This is a genomic window from Janthinobacterium sp. GW823-FHT01H08 (assembly GCF_058797855.1).
On record NZ_CM179504.1, the window covers coordinates 4,803,677 to 4,820,942 of the forward strand.

General features: G+C 63.3%; 18 protein-coding genes. 7 read left to right on the forward strand and 11 right to left on the reverse strand.

Annotation, left to right across the window (positions count from 1 at the left end):
• Positions 1 to 13: 13 nt before the first annotated feature.
• From leuB to leuC, 4 genes are all read right to left on the reverse strand, one after another.
• Positions 14 to 1,084: a 3-isopropylmalate dehydrogenase gene (gene leuB / locus AC3RCG_RS21590; RefSeq protein WP_070221124.1), complete on the reverse strand. Its 1,071-nt coding sequence runs from the start codon at positions 1,082 to 1,084 to the stop codon at positions 14 to 16.
• Between the two features lie 11 nt (positions 1,085 to 1,095).
• Positions 1,096 to 1,743, reverse strand: a complete 648-nt coding sequence (gene leuD / locus AC3RCG_RS21595; protein WP_492402040.1) for a 3-isopropylmalate dehydratase small subunit — start codon at positions 1,741 to 1,743, stop codon at positions 1,096 to 1,098.
• Between the two features lie 51 nt (positions 1,744 to 1,794).
• Positions 1,795 to 1,917: an entericidin A/B family lipoprotein gene (locus AC3RCG_RS21600; RefSeq protein WP_010400408.1), complete on the reverse strand. Its 123-nt coding sequence runs from the start codon at positions 1,915 to 1,917 to the stop codon at positions 1,795 to 1,797.
• Between the two features lie 94 nt (positions 1,918 to 2,011).
• Positions 2,012 to 3,415, reverse strand: a complete 1,404-nt coding sequence (gene leuC, locus AC3RCG_RS21605; RefSeq protein ID WP_070311171.1) for a 3-isopropylmalate dehydratase large subunit — start codon at positions 3,413 to 3,415, stop codon at positions 2,012 to 2,014.
• Positions 3,416 to 3,727: 312 nt separating this feature from the next.
• On the opposite strand from leuC, the gene AC3RCG_RS21610 reads away from it, so the two are divergent.
• On the forward strand, positions 3,728 to 4,864 hold the full coding sequence (locus AC3RCG_RS21610) for a S41 family peptidase (RefSeq protein ID WP_492402039.1): 1,137 nt from the start codon (positions 3,728 to 3,730) through the stop codon (positions 4,862 to 4,864).
• Between the two features lie 64 nt (positions 4,865 to 4,928).
• On the opposite strand, the gene AC3RCG_RS21615 is transcribed toward AC3RCG_RS21610, so the two are convergent.
• Positions 4,929 to 6,830, reverse strand: a complete 1,902-nt coding sequence (locus AC3RCG_RS21615) for a chemotaxis protein CheA (protein ID WP_492402038.1) — start codon at positions 6,828 to 6,830, stop codon at positions 4,929 to 4,931.
• Entirely contained in the window at positions 6,830 to 7,684 is an 855-nt protein-coding gene (locus AC3RCG_RS21620) for a protein phosphatase CheZ (RefSeq protein WP_492402037.1), read from the reverse strand. Before AC3RCG_RS21620 ends, AC3RCG_RS21615 begins: the two co-directional genes overlap by 1 nt.
• 466 nt (positions 7,685 to 8,150) lie before the next feature.
• Here AC3RCG_RS21620 and AC3RCG_RS21625 point away from each other — a divergent pair, with 466 nt between their 5' ends.
• From AC3RCG_RS21625 to AC3RCG_RS21650, 6 genes are all read left to right on the forward strand, one after another.
• Complete coding sequence (locus tag AC3RCG_RS21625) at positions 8,151 to 8,618, forward strand: universal stress protein (RefSeq protein ID WP_409028106.1); 468 nt, start codon at positions 8,151 to 8,153, stop codon at positions 8,616 to 8,618.
• Positions 8,619 to 8,772: 154 nt separating this feature from the next.
• Positions 8,773 to 9,417, forward strand: coding sequence for a response regulator (locus tag AC3RCG_RS21630; RefSeq protein ID WP_070221113.1), 645 nt, complete (start codon positions 8,773 to 8,775; stop codon positions 9,415 to 9,417).
• 336 nt (positions 9,418 to 9,753) lie between these two features.
• A complete protein-coding gene (locus tag AC3RCG_RS21635; protein WP_070221155.1) occupies positions 9,754 to 10,560 on the forward strand; it encodes a Crp/Fnr family transcriptional regulator in 807 nt (268 codons plus the stop codon).
• A gap of 251 nt (positions 10,561 to 10,811) precedes the next feature.
• Entirely contained in the window at positions 10,812 to 11,009 is a 198-nt protein-coding gene (gene hemP / locus AC3RCG_RS21640; RefSeq protein WP_034750559.1) for a hemin uptake protein HemP, read from the forward strand.
• Positions 11,010 to 11,094: 85 nt separating this feature from the next.
• On the forward strand, positions 11,095 to 11,421 hold the full coding sequence (locus AC3RCG_RS21645) for a hypothetical protein (RefSeq protein WP_070312866.1): 327 nt from the start codon (positions 11,095 to 11,097) through the stop codon (positions 11,419 to 11,421).
• A 48-nt stretch (positions 11,422 to 11,469) separates the two neighbouring features.
• The gene (locus AC3RCG_RS21650) at positions 11,470 to 12,699 is read left to right on the forward strand and encodes a DUF2325 domain-containing protein (RefSeq protein ID WP_492402034.1); all 1,230 of its coding nucleotides are present in this window, start codon (positions 11,470 to 11,472) and stop codon (positions 12,697 to 12,699) included.
• A gap of 15 nt (positions 12,700 to 12,714) precedes the next feature.
• Here AC3RCG_RS21650 and AC3RCG_RS21655 read toward each other — a convergent pair whose 3' ends face one another.
• From AC3RCG_RS21655 to AC3RCG_RS21675, 5 genes are read right to left on the reverse strand one after another with little or no spacing between them, the layout of a single operon-like run.
• On the reverse strand, positions 12,715 to 14,079 hold the full coding sequence (locus AC3RCG_RS21655; protein ID WP_492402033.1) for a sulfite reductase subunit alpha: 1,365 nt from the start codon (positions 14,077 to 14,079) through the stop codon (positions 12,715 to 12,717).
• 12 nt (positions 14,080 to 14,091) lie between these two features.
• Positions 14,092 to 15,120, reverse strand: coding sequence for an FAD:protein FMN transferase (locus AC3RCG_RS21660; protein ID WP_492402032.1), 1,029 nt, complete (start codon positions 15,118 to 15,120; stop codon positions 14,092 to 14,094).
• Between the two features lie 26 nt (positions 15,121 to 15,146).
• A complete protein-coding gene (locus AC3RCG_RS21665; RefSeq protein ID WP_230505742.1) occupies positions 15,147 to 15,971 on the reverse strand; it encodes a DUF4198 domain-containing protein in 825 nt (274 codons plus the stop codon).
• Positions 15,972 to 15,983: 12 nt separating this feature from the next.
• Positions 15,984 to 16,499 carry a DUF2271 domain-containing protein gene (locus AC3RCG_RS21670; protein WP_290603349.1) on the reverse strand — a complete coding sequence of 172 codons (516 nt, stop codon included), beginning with the start codon at positions 16,497 to 16,499 and terminating at the stop codon, positions 15,984 to 15,986.
• Between the two features lie 31 nt (positions 16,500 to 16,530).
• Positions 16,531 to 17,184, reverse strand: a complete 654-nt coding sequence (locus tag AC3RCG_RS21675) for a PepSY-associated TM helix domain-containing protein (protein ID WP_070221101.1) — start codon at positions 17,182 to 17,184, stop codon at positions 16,531 to 16,533.
• Between the last annotated feature and the right edge of the window lie 82 nt (positions 17,185 to 17,266).

The following is a 17,266-nucleotide window of genomic DNA, read 5'->3' on the forward strand; positions in this document are numbered from 1 at the left end:
TCATTGAAATATTTTATCCTAATGCACGCACTACGGCATCACCCATGGCCTCGGTACCGACCAAAGTCGTGCCCGCTTCGTGGATGTCGGCCGTGCGCAGCCCCTGCGCCAGCACCTGCTTGACGGCGCCTTCGATGCGGTTTGCCTGCTCTTCGCGATTCAGCGAATAGCGCAGCATCATGGCGGCCGACAGGATCGTCGCCAGCGGATTGGCGATGCCCTTGCCCGCGATATCGGGCGCCGAACCATGCGACGGCTCATACAAGCCCTTGTTGTTGGCATCGAGCGAAGCGGACGGCAACATGCCGATCGAGCCCGTCAGCATGGCGGCCGCGTCCGACAAGATATCGCCGAACATATTGCCAGTCACCATGACGTCGAATTTCTTCGGCGCCCGCACCAGCTGCATGGCCGCGTTATCGACATACATATGGTCGAGCGCCACGTCCGGGTATTCCTTGTGCACATCGGTGACGATGTCTTTCCAGAACTGGAAGGTTTCCAGCACGTTCGCCTTGTCCACGCTGGTGAGGCGCTTGTCGCGCTTTTGCGCAGCCTGGAATGCCACGTGGGCGATGCGGCGGATTTCGCCTTCCGCATAGCGCATGGTGTCGAAGCCTTCGCGCTGGCCCTTGAACGGACCGTCCGGGCACTCGCGCACGCCGCGGGGCTGGCCGAAATAAATATCGCCCGTCAATTCGCGGATGATCAGGATATCCAAGCCCGACACCACTTCCGGCTTCAGGGTCGAGGCGCCCGCCAGTTCCGGATACAAAATGGCCGGACGCAGGTTGGCGAACAGGCCCAGGTTCTTGCGCAAGCCCAGAATCGCCTGTTCCGGGCGGAACTGGCGCTCGAGGTTGTCGTATTGGTAGTCGCCCACGGCGCCGAACAGCACGGCATCAGCCGCCTTCGCCAGGGCCAGCGTGCCTTCCGGCAAAGGGTGGCCATGGGCCGCGTAGCCGGCGCCGCCCACGGGCGCCGTTTCCAGCTCAAACGATTCGCCCAGCACATTCAAGACCTTGACGGCTTGCGCGACGATTTCAGGACCGATGCCGTCGCCGGGTAAGATTGCAATTTTCATATTTTAATCGTTTAAATGACGTTGGCCAGCCAGGGCTGAGCAGAAAGATGGCGTTCTTCGAAGGCGCGGATGTCGTCGGCGTGGCGCAGGGTCAGGCCGATATCGTCGAGCCCATTCATCAGGCAATATTTGCGGAAGGCATCGATCTCGAACGGGTACGAGACGGAACCGTTGCTGGTGCGCACGCATTGCTGCTCCAGGTCCACCACCAGCTTGAAGCCGGGGAAAGCCTTGACTTCATTGAACAGGTGCTCGACCTGGCTTTCCGACAGCACGATGGGCAGCAAGCCGTTCTTGTAGCAGTTGTTGAAGAAGATGTCGGCAAACGAGGGCGCGATGATGGCGCGGAAGCCATATTGATCGAGCGCCCACGGCGCGTGTTCGCGCGAGGAGCCGCAGCCGAAGTTCTTGCGCGTGAGTAAGATCGAGGCGCCCTGGTAGCGCGGCTCGTTGAGCACGAACTCGGGGTTCAGCGGGCGGAGGCTGTTGTCCTGGCCCGGTTCGCCATGGTCGAGATAGCGCCATTCGTCGAACAGGTTGGGGCCGAAGCCGCTGCGGTGGATCGATTTCAGAAATTGCTTCGGAATAATCGCGTCGGTGTCGACGTTGGCGCGGTCCAGCGGGGCGACCAGGCCTTCGTAAATCGTAAATTTATCCATGCTGTTTCTACTCGGTAAGACGCGCGGCGCGGGGCGCCGCCACGTCACGGTTTATTTTCCGCCGGCGCCAGTGACGACCTGGCCGACTTTCTGCACATCGCGGCCGATGCCCGAGACGGTGTTGCAGCCGGACAAGATGACGGTGGCGATAAGGAGGGCGAAGAGTTTTTTCATGATGATTTCAGTCTATGTGCTAATGGTTGCAAATCCCGTTAGTGTAAACCACCGGCAAATGCTGGGGTCAGACCCAACGGGTCTGACCCCAAATTCATCGCAATCCCCGCACGTCGACAAAATGGCCGGCGATGCCCGCCGCCGCCGCCATCGCGGGCGACACCAGGTGGGTACGACCGCCCTGCCCTTGCCGGCCTTCGAAGTTGCGGTTCGAGGTCGAGGCGCAGCGTTCGCCCGGTTCCAGACGGTCCGCATTCATGGCCAGGCACATGGAGCAGCCCGGCTCGCGCCACTCGAAGCCGGCATCCTTGAAGATGCGGTCGAGTCCTTCGCGCTCGGCCTGGTCTTTCACCAGGCCGGAACCGGGCACGACCAGCGCCAGGGTGACGTTCGAGGCGCGGTACTTGCCGCGCACCACGGCGGCCGCCGCGCGCAAATCTTCGATGCGCGAATTGGTGCAGGAACCGATGAAGACCTTGTCGATGCGGATGTCCGCGATCGGCGTGTTCGGCTTCAGCGCCATGTAGACGAGCGCCTTTTCGATGGCGTCACGCTTGACGCTGTCTTTCTCATTGTCCGGATCCGGTACGCGGCCATCGATGCCGACCACCATCTCGGGCGAGGTGCCCCACGTCACTTGCGGTTCGATCTCTTGCGCGTTGAGCGTGACGACGAGGTCGAAACGGGCGCCCGGGTCCGAATGCAGCGTGCGCCAGTAGGCCACGGCGCGTTCCCAGTGCGGACCGGCCGGCGAAAACGGACGGCCCTTGACGTAATTGATGGTGGTATCGTCCACGCCGATGATGCCGGCGCGCGCGCCCGCCTCGATGGCCATATTGCACACCGTCATGCGGCCTTCCATCGACAGGGCGCGGATGGCCGAGCCGCCGAACTCGATACAGTAACCGGTGCCGCCGGCCGTGCCGATCTTGCCGATGATGGCCAGCACGATATCTTTCGCCGTCACGCCGGCCGGCAGAGCGCCGTCGACCTGCACCAGCATGGACTTGGATTTCTTTTGCAGCAAGGTTTGCGTGGCCAGCACGTGTTCCACTTCCGACGTGCCGATGCCGTGCGCCAGCGCGCCGAACGCGCCATGCGTGGACGTGTGCGAATCGCCGCAGACGACCGTCATGCCGGGCAGGGTCGCGCCCTGCTCGGGGCCGATCACGTGCACGATACCCTGGCGCTTGTCGTTCATGTTGAAGTAGGTCAAGCCGTAGTGCTTGGCGTTCTTGTCCAAGGTTTCCACCTGCAGGCGCGAGACGGGATCGGCAATGCCGTCGACCCGGCTGGTGGTGGGCACGTTATGGTCGGCCACGGCCAGGTTGGCGGAAATGCGCCACGGCTGGCGGCCCGCCACGCTGAGGCCATCGAAGGCTTGCGGGCTGGTGACTTCGTGCAGCAAGTGCCGGTCGATGTACAAAATTGTCGTGCCATCATCTTCGGCCCGAACAACGTGGGATTCCCAGAGTTTGTCGTAAAGCGTCTTCATCATGATTTATGCAGCGTTGCCACAGCCTGTAGTAAGTGATCAAGTGATACCAGGTCATACGGTGATCCACAAGGATTATGCCATATATTACGCGACACAGAACCGAAACAGGCAAAAGCGTGGGATTGGCGATACAAAGTTTGGCCGCATTGTTGGATATGAGCTGGAAATTGCCGATATCGGCATATCGGCGACATGACGACCCCATCTGCGGGCAGGCCGCCGAACGAGCCACGGCGCGGCCAGAAATCGATACTTTTTCTTCAATCTTTCGTGTATTGTATTTAGACAACAATTTCAGGAAAGACTGCATTGATGAGACTGTGTTCTTTTGCCGCCACGCTCCTGACTACTTTGACAGTCAGCCATACGCAAGCGGCCACGCCGGGCGAGACCTGCCTGCAGGACTTGCGCGTCCTTCCCGCCTTTTTGCTGGAAAACGATACTGGCGCGCGCCAGCATCTGGCACAAAAAGGTCAAGCGTATTTCGATCATGCATTGGCCAGCGCCAGCACCGCGGCGGCCAAGGTGAACGGTGAGGCTGCCTGCAATACGGTACTGTCCGGTTACCTGAGCCAGTGGCGCAAAGGCCACCTGCAGATCATGCCGACCGGTGCGCTGAAACATGAGACACCAGCTGCAGCACCATCCTCAACCGCCGCGCCAACGGCCACCATCGATGACAGGGCGCCATCGCTGCAGCTGCTGTCGCCGCACACGGCGCTGCTGACCTTACCGAGTTTTTTCCCCGGGTACGCCGGGCTCATCAATGATTTACTGGAAAGCAAGCGCGACGAACTGGCCAGCCGTCGAAACTGGATTATCGATGTGCGGCGCAACAACGGCGGCAGCGACAGCACATATGCGCCCTTGCTGCCATGGCTAGCTTCAGGCGAGAGCGTCAATATCGGTGGCGAATGGCTGTCCACGCCGGCCAATATCGCCAGCCAGGAAAACATCTGCGCGCTGTACGCTCCCGGCGACGCCACCTGCACGAAATATATGGCACTGGCCGTCACCCGCATGCGCAGCGTGCAGCCCGGCCAGTTCGTGGCGCAAAGCACCAACGGGCCTGTCAGCTATGCGAGTGTGTCTGGCCAGGCAGTACAGCCGTCCAGGGTGGCGGTGCTGGTCGACCGCGATTGCGGCAGTTCCTGCGAACAGTTTCTGCTGGAAGCGCGGCAAAGCTTTCGCGTCAAGCTAATCGGACGCAACAGCGGAGGCGCGCTCGATTATTCGAATCTGCGCATGCACCCCCTGCCCTCGGGACGGCGCCAGCTGGCCTACGCCACCTCGCGCTCGGCCCGCCTGCCAGATCTGCAGGTCGATCTCGACGGCATCATGCCCGACATCTACCTGCCGCCGCCGAAGGACGAGGCGGAGCGCGCCCAGGAAATCGTGCGCGTGCAGCGCTGGCTGGAAGGCGGCACCTTACGCCCTAACAACATCTGACACCGCTGGCGCCATAAAAAAAGCCCGCTATGCCTAGCGGGCTTTCTAACGATTGAAGCAAGACTCAGGCAGCTAGACGAACGCTTCCCCGGCAGCCGTCCATCAGGAACGACAGGCCCACGACCAGCACCAGCTCGCCTTCGGCCGAGCGGGCCGTACCGGTAATGCCTTCCACGGTGATGGCCGTCATCGGCTTGATCACCAGGTCGGCCGTGCCGTCGACGGCTTCCACGGCAAGAATGTACGGCTGTGGCGCGGCGACGACGATGCCGACGCGTTCGCTGCACGATTCATAGCCCAGGGCACCGGCCAGCGACCGTACGGGCAATGGACGGCCCTGGTCTTTCAGCACGGGCGCGCCACCCACTTCCATGAAGGTTTCCGGCAATTCGACGACGCGCTGCACCACCGCCATCGGCAGCGCCAGCGCGGCGCCCGAGGTCGACACGAGCATGGTCGGCACGATCGACAGTTCGATCGGCAGGCGGATGGCGAACTTCGTGCCCTTGCCCAGCGTCGACTCGATGTGGATGGCGCCGCGGTTTTTCTCCACGGCCGTTTTCACCACGTCCATGCCCACGCCGCGGCCGGAGACGCTGGACGCCACTTCCTTGGTCGAGAAGCCCGGCAGGAACACCAGCTGGAAGCATTCGTCGTTGCTCAATTGCGCGTTTTCGCTGATCAAGCCCTTTTGCTGGGCCTTGCTGCGCAGGAAGACCGGGTCCATGCCCTTGCCGTCATCCTGCAGCACGATCATGACGCTGTTGGCCTCTTGCCAGGCTTTCAGCGAAATATACGACTTGGCGGGCTTGCCGGCGGCCAGGCGCGCTTCCGGCGATTCGACGCCATGGTCGAGCGAGTTGCGCAGCATGTGCACGAGCGGATCGTACAGGCTGTCCACGACGACGCGGTCGACTTCCGTTTCCGCGCCTTCGATGGTCAGCTCGACATCCTTGCCCAGGTCTTTCGCCAGCTCGCGCACCAGGCGCGGGAATTTCTGGAACAGGCGGCCGACAGGCTGCATGCGCGTGGCCAGGGTGGCCCGCTGCAGTTCGGTCGAGTAACGCGAGGCGCGCTCCAGGGTTTCCGCCAGGGTCGCCATCAAGGTGGCGGCCTGGCCTTCGAATTTGAATTGCAGCAAGCGTTCGAGCAGCACGGCAGCCTGGTTGGCGGCCTGCACGGATTCGCCGGCCACTTCCAGCAGCGCGTCGAGCTTGACGGCGTCGACGCGGATGCTGTCTTCCTTGACGGGCGCGGCATGGCGCACTTCCGGACGCTCTTCGCGTCGTTCGGCGCCATCCCAGGCCTTGGCGGCCGGCTTGGCGGCAGCGGCAGCGGCAGCGGCAGCGGCAGCAGCGGCGGCCACGACGGCAGGGGCAGCGGCGACGGCGGACACCGGCGCGGCAGCGACCCGGCTGCCCTCGGGCACGACGGCGTTATACATGCCTTCCCAGTCCAGGCCATCGGCGCCGACGGTGGAGACGGCGGCGGCAGGCGTGGCGGCAAGCACTTCCGCAACCTCGGCAACGGGCGCGGCCACTTCCGCCACCACGGCGGCGGCAGGCGCAGGCGCGTCCATGCCCTTGCCTTCGATGGCGTTCGTCAGGATGTGTTCCAGCTCTTCCGGCATGGCCGGCAAGCTTTCCGGCGCGGCGCCATTGGCCAGTTCCGTCAGCTGGTCGGCCACGAAACCGGACGCCTGCAGCGCCGCCTCGATGGCGATGGGGGTGACGGGCGCGGCGCCCGTGCGCAAGGCGTCGAACAGGTTTTCCGTCAGGTGGCAGGCCGCCACCAGCGCGGGCAAGCCCATGAAGCCGGCACCGCCCTTGATCGTGTGGAAGGAACGAAACACCGCATTCAGTGTTTCCTTGTTGTCAGGATCGCGCTCGAGGCGCAACAAGTGCTCTTCAACATTAACCGCAAGATCCATCGCCTCAACGACGAAATCCTTGAGCATATCGTCCATTAGAATCCCAAATCCGCAAGAAGGTCGTCTACATTATCCTGGTCCAGCGCCACCGACGGCACGGACGGGCCCTGCATCAGCGGCACCGGCTTTTGCGCCAGTTTCTCGCGCACCTCGGCCGGCGCGTTGTCGCGCAACAGCTGGGCCAGTTCGTTTTCCACGGTCTTGGTGATGTTGACCACTTTTTTGATCAGCTGGCCCGTGATGTCCTGGAAGTCCTGCGCCATCATGATTTCCAGCAAGCGCGCTTTTTCCGCTTCCGTCGCTTCGGCAACGGCTTGCGCGAACTGGCGCGAGTCGCCGGCCAGGGCCTTGAATTCTTCCAGGCTCAGCTTGCCGTCGAACAGCGCCGTCCAGCGGCCATCCATGTCCTTGGCTTTCTTCGACAGCACATCCTGCGCCGGCATGCCTTCGTCGAGCGTGTTCAGGACCTTGTTGGCGGCCTGCTCGGTCAGGGTGGCGACGTATTCCAGGCGGTCCTGGGCGTCGACGATCTGCGACGACGCTTCCGTCAGCGCCTTGTCGTAGCCCAGTTCGCGCAGCGAATCGTGCAGCAGGCGCACGATGCCGCCCAGACGCTCGAACATCGGCTTGTCGGACTGGTCGACGGGATCGGCCGCGTCGCCAGACGCCTCGGCGCCGGCCACAGGCAGCGCTTCCGCCTCGGCGACCACGGGCTCGGCGGCTGCCGGCACGGCGGCGTTGGCCGACACCGAGTCGAACAGCGCGTCGAAATCGTCCTCCGCAATCACGGCGGGAGCGGGCGCGGCGGCAGGCGCGGGCTGAGCCGCGGCCGCACTTTGCGCAGATACTTCATCGAATAATGCGTCGAAATCATCAGCGGCGTTGGTCATATCCCTGCTTCTCCATAATTTGTCAAAATTCCGCCTGAACTGTGCGTTTTACAGACTGATACCCACAATTTCTCGATTAAGATGATTTGAGGCAATACCGCTGCGATGGTGCGAGTGTAGCAGGGCGCCGCCCTGTTGGTAAATCTCAAAACGCGCTTCCTGGTGCAAAGCTGGCCTACAAGAGCTTTTCCACAAGGAAATATGTGTTCCAGCTGTTGTATTTTGAAATACTACCATTGGCGTGCGTGCAAGACCACGCACAGCAGAAGAAATCCTGCTTCCGGGCGTCTGCGCAACAGCGTCACATGGACATCGTTGCAGCTACACACGATCTTTCTGCCAATGTTGTCTATACTGAAGGTGCAGTTGTATTGATAATTATCAAGTCTTTGCATGAATACAATGCTGCCGCCGCGTCTACAATAAGAGGCGTTGCGCGCGCTCAGTCACCGCCAAAGGACCTGCCATGTATAAGAAAATTCTGATCGCCACCGATGGCTCCACCGTCTCCAACCTGACGGCCTGCGCCGGCGTTGCTTTTGCCGAACAGATGCACGCCGACATCCTTGCCTTGTATGTGGCGCCCGAATACCAGTACCCGGTGTACATCGAAATCATTCCGCCAAGCTATCCCAGCGAGGAGGAGTACCGCATCGCCATGCGCAAGGCCGGCGCCGACCACTGGCAGCCCATCCTCGACGCGGCCGCCAAGCGCGGCCTGGAAGCGACGGGCCTGACGGCCTTTTCCGACAGCCCGGCCCTGAAGATCGTGGAAGTGGCGCAATTGCAGCATTGCGATCTGATTTTCATGGGTTCGCATGGCCGCAGCGGCTGGGGGCAATTGCTGTTGGGCAGCGTGACCAATAAAGTGCTGTCGCACTCGAAATTGCCCGTGCTCGTGCATAGGCTGATCAAGGAACCCCTGTCCGAATAAGAGGTCACATGACCACCGGGGCCGCCGTTGCCGGCATATGCAGAAAAAGGCATAATGCGGCCGCCTCAGTTAAAATGACAACGTTTCTCGTTTCTCAACATTTGATTGTCCGGTGACGGACAGAGCAGATTTCACGCATCCAGATTGCCCGCCTATGATACGTATTGTAATTGCCGACGACCACACCATCATGCGAGAAGGCTTGAAGCGCATCCTTGACGGCGCGCCGGATATCGATATCGTGGGCGAAGCCATCGACGGCTTTGAAGTACTCAATCAGGTGCGCCAGGGCGGCTTCGACCTGCTGCTGCTCGACCTGTCAATGCCGGGCCGCAGCGGCGTCGACCTGATCCGGCAAATCCGCAGCGAGGCGCCCAAGCTGGCCATCCTGATCCTCACCATGCACGAGGAAGAACAATATGCGGTGCGCGCCATCCGCGCCGGCGCACAAGGCTATCTGACCAAGGAAAGCGCTGGCACCCAGCTCGTGGGCGCCATTCACAAGGTGGCATCGGGACGCCCCTACATCAGCGCCGAGGTGGCCGAGCAGCTCGTGCTCAACATCATGATGCCGAATGAAAGCTTGCTGCACAAACAGTTATCGGACCGCGAGTTCGAAGTCTTTTCCCTGCTGGTGGCGGGCAAGTCGATCACGGAAATCGCCAACAACCTGCACCTGAGCGTGAAGACGGTGAGTACGCACAAGACGCGCATCATGCAAAAAATGGGCATGAGTTCGCTGTCCGAAATGGTGCAGTACGCCGTGGCGCACCGCCTGCTCTCCCCCTTCAAGACGTAAGCCCGGCGGCGCGCGCCCGCGCGTCGACCGTAGGAACAATCCTACTCCCCCTACCGTAGCTCCTACTGCCATATTCAGCCACTGCTGATATTAATTGCATATGGTTGTTGGCATACTGAAACCAGTAATCAAGTTGCTGGGAAGTTATTTCATCACACAGCAAGTCGTCAGCGAATTGAGCTTTACCAGCCTGGACGCGCGCCGCCCTTTCCCTGCCCGCCGTCTGCGCACCCTGTCATTCAACTCTGAACTACCTGTCACCAGGAGATGAACATGCTGTCCACGCAAACGCCCGAAACCCGCGCCGCCGCCCCATCGCTGGCCCCCTCTTCCCCGATGGAAGCAGGGCGCCAGCGCCAGGGGCGGCTATGGTCGAACCTGAAGGAAGTATGCGATCTGCTGCATATCTCCAGCGCCTGCACCATCGCCGCCGACGAACTGCTGTTCCAGCACGTGCAATTCAAGACGGGCCAGCGCGTGCATACCATCGGCCAACCGTTCGACACCTTGTACATCGTCAATTCGGGCTTCCTGAAAACCGTGCTCATCGACGAATTCGGCAATGAACAGGTACTGAGCTTTCCCATGAAGGGCGACATGCTGGGCGTCGACGGCATCCACTCGCGCCACTACTCCTCGGAAGCGGTGGCACTGTCCGACTGCGACCTGATCTTGTTGCCGTTCAAGAAGCTGACGGCGCTGGGACGTGTTCACCTGGAACTGGAAAACGTCATGTACGGCGTGATGAGCCGCGAACTGGTGCGCGAACAGGCGATGATCGGCATGCTGGGCGCCCTGAGCGCCGAGGCCCGCGTGGCGCGCTTCCTCGTCTCGCTGGCCGACCGCTTCGCGCAGATGGGCTATTCGAGCAAGCTGTTCAACCTGCGCATGACGCGCCACGAAATCGGCAGCTACCTGGGCCTGACCCTGGAAACGGTGAGCCGCACTTTGTCCGCCTTCAATGAAATCGGCCTGATCTCGGTTGACCAGCGCACCATCGGCATCAAGGATCCGGACGCCCTGAAAACCCTGCGCCGCTTGCCGCCGTCGCGCTCGCGCGCCAAGCAGCTGGCTGCCGCCAAGCTCAAGGCCGACACCACCGCCGCCGCGGCCGCCTCGGCGCAATTGCTGGCCACGATTTAACGCCATCCCGATTTCTTCCAGCTTGGCACAGGCTTGACCCGACCAAGGCGCGCACCGCCTTGCCGGGTCTTTTTTGCTGCCGCTCCCCTTCCATGCCGCGCCAGTGGCCGTCTTCGCGCAGCGCCATGCTCCACGCTGCCATCCCATCGCAAAAAAGCACGGCTTGCGCATAAATAAGCCTTGCTTTTCGGGCCACATTCAACAATAATGCAAATACGAATCATTCTCAACTGAGATAAAGAAAGCCCAACATGCAAAGCTCAAAACCAGCCTTGATCCAGGATGCCGCTACCGCCCACGTCCGTCCTCCCGTCAGCATGGCCCAGCCGGCGCGCCGCATTACCAGCGAAGCGCTGCTGCAGCAGGGCCGCGAAGTGGAGATTGAGCACAGCGGCAAGATCTATCGCCTGCGCGTCACCCAATTGAACAAGCTGATCCTGACTGCCTGAAGCAGCACGGCAGCCAGTCACCACGCTCGCCAGCCAGTCGCGCCCCGTGCGCGCAGCCAGCCAAACCACCGCACAGGAGTGTTTGATGGCGAACGACCGACCTTCCCCGATGTTTCCTTCCCCGCAAGGCCAGCAGCCTGAATTGCTGCTGTCGGCCGTGCTGCACCTGATGTCGCACTACCATGCGGACAGTCCCTGCGAGAAACTGGCCGCAGTCATCGAACGCCACCTGCAAGCGCTGGCCGGCTCGCCCGGCCTCGGCCCCGTGCTGCAAGCGACTTGCCAGCAACTGTCGCAGCAATGGGCCACCCTGGTGGCGCTGCACCGGCCCGCGCCGCCGAAGACCACCTTGCTCGAGCGCCTGGCACGCATGCTGAGCGCCAGACGTCCTGCCTCGCCGCTGCCGCACTAATTTCTATTTCTCTTCCACCGCTGCCCCACCGCCCAACAGGATATCGCCATGTGTGACAAAGACCAGTCCCTGCCCGTCATCAGCAATTGCGCCCACGCCGACACGGAAACGGCCGCGCTCGCTTCGCGCCGCCGCCGGCTGTGGGAACTGTCGCATACCTGCCATTGCCCGCTGGTCGGCGTGGGCTTGCCCTTGGGCTACCTGCGCAAACTGGTGGGCAAGATGACGGGCGGGCGCGTGCTGGCCGACGACTACGAAGTGCACGTGGGCGCCGTGACGGAATGCGGCGCGCGCAACCGCCTGTCCGAAGCGCTGCAAAAGGAACTCGAACGCCGCTACGCTCCCGTGATCCTGCGCTTTCGCGGCGCCAAGACCACGGAACAGGTAGCGCAACTGTGGCGCACGGCCGTCGCCAACGGCGACGTGTCGGGCGCCTTCTGGGCCGGCCTGACGCACCCGCGCTGCGACGCCGAGCTGGAAGAGCAGATGTGCCGCGACTTGCACATGATCCAGCACCAGGCCGGCGCCTGCGTGCGCGCCGACATGGGCAAATTTACGGCCTTGCAGGAAGAAAATGCGCGCCTGACGCAGGAACTGGCCAAGCTGCAGCAGCGCAGCCAGGCCGCACTGACGGAAAAAACGGGCGAACTGGAACGCCAGGAAGCCGTGCTGCTGCGCACGCGGGCCGAGTCCATCGGCAAGGATAGCGTGATCGACGGCTTGCGCGCGGAACTGGCGCAATTGCAGGCGGCCGTCCCGGCGCTGGAATCGCGCACGCGCCTGGTCGAACGCCTGGCGCAAATGGATGAGCGCGAAAAGGAACTGCGCCAGCAAATCGCGGAATTGAAACAGGCCCAGCCGCGCCCTGCCGCCGCCGTGCCGCCACCGGCGCCCAAGCTGGAAGTGCCGACCGGCGGCAAGCTGAAAATGCCGATCCGCCTCGTCGATCAAAGCGTCTTGTGCGTGGGCGGACGCAGCGGCAATGTCGCCACCTACCGCGCCCTGATCGAGCGGGTCGGCGCGCAGTTCGCCCACCACGACGGCGGCCTGGAAGACAATGCCAACCTGCTCGACTCGAGCCTGGCGGCGGCCGACCTGGTGATTTGCCAGACGGGCTGCATCAGCCACAGCGCCTACTGGCGCGTGAAGGATTATTGCAAGCGCACGGGCAAGCGCTGCGTCTTCATCGACAACCCCAGCATCTCCAGCCTGGCGCGCGGCTTGCAGGAAGTGAGCGGCGACATGGACACGGCGCCGCTGGCTGCGATCCAGCCATAAGCAATCGCTGCTGCATTAATACACGTCGCGCCGGTAGCGCCCTTCGGCCGCCAGCGCGTCGAGCGCGGGCCGGCCCAGTATCTCCTGCAGGGCCTGGTCTACACCGCCCGCCATGCCGGCCAGGCTGCCGCAGATATAGATGGCCGCGCCCTGCTCCAGCCACAGCTTGACTTCATCGGCATTGCCGCGCAGGCGGTCCTGCACGTAGGTGCGCTCGGCCTGGTCGCGCGAAAACGCCAGGTCCAGGCGCGGCAGGTCGCCGCTGGCATGCCAGCCTTCAATCTCTTCGCGATAATGAAAATCGTGGGCCAGGTTGCGCTCGCCAAAGATCAGCCAGTTGCGCCGCTGCCCTGCCAGCACGCGGCTCTTCAGGTGGCCGCGCAGACCGGCGATGCCGCTGCCGTTGCCGATCAAAATCAATGGCCGCTGGGCATTGTCTTCCAGCCGGAAGCGTTTATGCTGGCGCAAGCGCAGCTGCACCACGTCGCCGACCTTGGCCTGCGCCGTGAGCCAGCCCGAGGCCAGGCCCAGGCTGCCGTCGGGATGCGCATGCTGGCGCACCAGCAAGTGCACGCCGCCATCGCGCGGAATCGAAGCGATCGAATATTCGCGCGGCTGCGAGGGGTCGGCGGGCGCCGTCACCTGCACCAGGTCGCCCGACTGCCAGTCAGGCAGGCTACCGGCCACGGGCGCCAGTTCCACGTGATAGATGGCGCCGCCCGCGCTGCCCGGGTTGAGCAGCTGCCTGTGCGTCAGGCGCCAGTCGCCGAAGGCGGGGGCGCTCCAGTCGGGCGCGTCGCTGGTGCCGGCCAGGTGACTCAGATGCTGGAACCATTGCTCGATGCTGACGCTGGCGCTGCGGTCGACTTCGATGCGCTCGAACAGGCGCGAGGCGCCCTGCGCCGCCAGCCAGGCATCGAGCGCGCGGCCGAAACCGCAAAACTGGCCATAGCTGCGGTCGCCCAGGGCCAGCACCGCGTAATGCAATTGCGGCAGCGCCAGCCCGCCCGTCATCAGGCGGCCCATGAAGGCGGCCGCATTGTCGGGCGCATCGCCTTCGCCATAGGTGCTGACCAGGAACAAGGCCCGTTCGGCTTGTTGCAGATCAACGGCCGTGACTTCGGCCAGCGTGCACAGGCGCACGGGGATGCCGGCCAGTTGCAGGCTCTGCGCCGTTTGCGTGGCCAGTTCCTCGGCATTGCCCGTCTGGCTTGCATACGCCACCAGCCAGGCGGGACTGTTTGCCAGCGCCGCCTTGGCGGCGGCGGACGCGCGGCGCCTGGCGCGCGCGCGCAACCAGGGCGCCAGGCACACGCCCGCGTAGCTGAGGGACAGGGCCGCCAGCAAGGCCAGCCGCGTCGTATCGTGCGTAAAAATCATGGAATTAATCGTTCATTCGTCGAGCATGGCCAGCATGTGGCTGCTCAGCGTTTCGTGAAAGCCAGAGCCGTCGCGCTGCAGGAAGCGCGCGGCCAGGCCCTGCTCTTCGGCCAGCGCCATGCCGGCCTCGGCACCGAGCACGGTCAGGGCCGTCGACCAGGCATCGGCCGCCATGCATTGCTCATGCACGACGGTGACGGAAGCGAGTTGATTGGCGATCGGCATGCCGCTGCGCGGATCGATGGTGTGTGAGAAACGCGCCGTGCCATCGTCGAAGAAACGCCGGTAGTCGCCCGACGTGGCCACGGACAAGCCGTGCAGCGCCAGCAGCATTTCCGGCGGATCTAGATCCGCGTCGGCGCCGTCGACCTGTTCCAGCATCACCCACCACGGCTGGCCGTCGGGCTTGCTGCCGGCGCCGCGCAGCTCGCCGCCCACTTCGACCAGGTAATGGCCGATGCCCTGGCTGTCCAGGTAGCGGGCCAGGCGGTCCACGCCATACCCCTTGGCGATGGCCGATAAATCGAGCTGCAAGCCGCCCGGCTGACGCGCGCGGCGGGCCGGCAAGTCCAGTTCCAGGCGGCGGCGCTGGCGCTGCGACAGCAGCAGGGCCACCGTCTCTTTGTTCGGCGGCAGAAAACCGGGCTCGTCGTAGCGATGGCGGGGGCCGAAGCCCCACAGGTTGACGAGGGCGCCTGCGCACGGATCATACGCGCCGCCGGACGCCTGCGACACGTGCATGGCAAAGCCCAGCACCTCGCAAAAGGCGGCGGGCAGGCTGTGCCAGCTGCCGGGTTCGGCCCGGTTGAAGCGGCCCAGGTCGGACTCATCGCTCCAGTGGCTCATTTGCGCCACGACCAGGTCCAGCTGCTGCTGCAAGCCCTGCTGCAAATCGGCGCTGCCGGCGCGTCCCGGCATGGCGGACTCGAGCAGGCGCACCGACCAGCTGGTGCCCATGGTCAAGCCGCGCAAGTCCCGGATCGCGGCGCCGGGCGGCGCGGCCTGATCGGAAATATGCTGCGGCAGCAGGACCCGGCGCATCGGCGAGCTCGTGACGATGCCGCCGCTTACTGCGGCAGCACTTCCACGGTGGCCGCGTAGGTCATGCGGCGCTCCGGCATGGCTGGCGGCTGGCCGGCCACGGCAGGTGCGGCCGCAGGCCAGGTGCTGCTCAGGTAATACATGCCGGCGGCCGGCACGGTGAACGTGATTTCGCCCTTGGCATCGGTGCTCTGGCGGATTTCACCGAGCACGCCACGGTAGCGCACGCCGCCCGGCACCAGGCTGAACGCCTGGTTCGCGGCCGGCTTGCCGTCGATCAGGAAGCGCCACGTGGCTTTTTCGCCTGCGCGCAAGTCGTTCGGATGGGTCACCGGCACGAATTCCAGGCCCACGCCCGTCGGCTTGAACACTTCCGTGCTGGTTTCGCCATTGCTGAAGAAAGTTTCCAGCCGCGCTGCCGTGCGCGTGATTTTCAGCTCTTGCGCGTCGGCCGGCACTTCCTTCTTGAACGTCTCTTCATTGCCGCGGAAACGCTTCTGCTCGCCATTGAGCTTGTAGCTGGCCATCACATTCTGCGACACGATGGCCGCTTTATACGTGCCCGGCTTTTCCATCTTCACATCGAACACGCTGCGCAAGCGGCCCGTGAGCGTATTCGCCGGCGCCACTTTCGCGCCATCGGGGCCGGTCACTTGCAGCGCATCCAGGCGCAGCGGCTGGTGGTCGATCTCGAACAGGCCGTCGGAGACGGCAGCGTCCACCGTCACCCAGGCGTCCTTGCTTTCCACCATCGTGCTCGACGGCACCATCCAGCCCCGGTGGGCGTGGGCATTCAAGGCCAGGCCGGCCAGCGCCAGGGCGATCAGCGGTTTATTCAGTTGCTTCAACATGGTAGAGGCGCCTTAAGGTTTGAGTTGGACGACGACATTGCCGAGTTCTTCCTTGCCCTTGCCAGGAACGGACTGGGCCGATTTCAACGGCCACTGGAACGGCACGCGCACCAGTTCGCGTCCGCCCGCTTCGCGCGCCGCTTCCACGACCACCTGGTATTCGCCGGCCGGCAGCTTGTCGAGCAAGGCCTTGGCGCCAGGGAAAGTCAGGGTATGTTCGCCCGGCGCGCGCGTGGCGCCGCTGACGCCGTCCACTGGCATGGCCAGGTCGCGGCCGCTCTTGCGCCACCATTGACGCATGTCCTTCAGCCATTTTTCGCCCGCCTTGTCCTTCTTTTTCACGTCATACAGCACAGCCAGATTGCCAACGACCTTTTGATCGGCCGTTTCCAGCCACGCCGCCACATAGGGGCGGTGGTATTCCGCCACGTTCAGTTGCGGAATTTCAATCTTCAGGGACAAGTCGGCAGCCATCGCCGACGTACCGATCAGGGGAAGGCCAAGCGCCAGGGAGTAGCGTAATTTCATGGTGTGCCTGTAAAAAGGAAAAATAAAAACATCAGTGGATAAACAGCAAGGCGATCGCGCAAGGTATCAAGATACCGAGGCCAACCATCGGCCAGGTAAATGGCCGGTTGGCCGCGTGGAACTTCAAAATCAATAGCCCCGTCAGGCAAAACACGATGCAGGCGCCGGCAAAGATGTCGATGAACCAGCTCCAGGCGACGCCCGTGTTGCGGCCCTTGTGCACGTCGTTGAGCCAGGACACCCAGCCCCGGTCCGTCAATTCATATTCGGCGGCCCCGTCTTCCAGGCCGATGCGCACCCAGGCGTCGCCGCCCGCCCTAGGCAACGGCAAATACACTTCGTCGATCGACCATTCGGCGGGACGCCCGCCCGCGTTGAGCGACCATTGCTTTTTCAACCACGCTTCGGCGGCGGCCGGCATGGGCGCGTTGGCGCCATCATGCTGGGCGGCATAGGCGGCCAGTTCCGTGACCAACGGGGCCGGCAAGGTCGCCTTCTGGCGCGTGATCGACGGTTTCGACTCGATCTGGCCGGCGTGGTTCAGGGTGATGCCGGTGATGGCGAACAAAAACATGCCCAGCAAACAAAGTGCCGAGCTGATCCAGTGCCATTGATGCAAGTTCTTCAGCCAGACGGCGCGGCTGGCGTTGTTCCTGGCCTTGTCGGCGGCGCCCGCACTATGCATGCTCCGCTCCCGGCAAGGGGCGGGCCAGCTGGCGCGACAAGTCAGTGTGCTTCATTCCCATCCTTCAATCAGAGTGCATGCC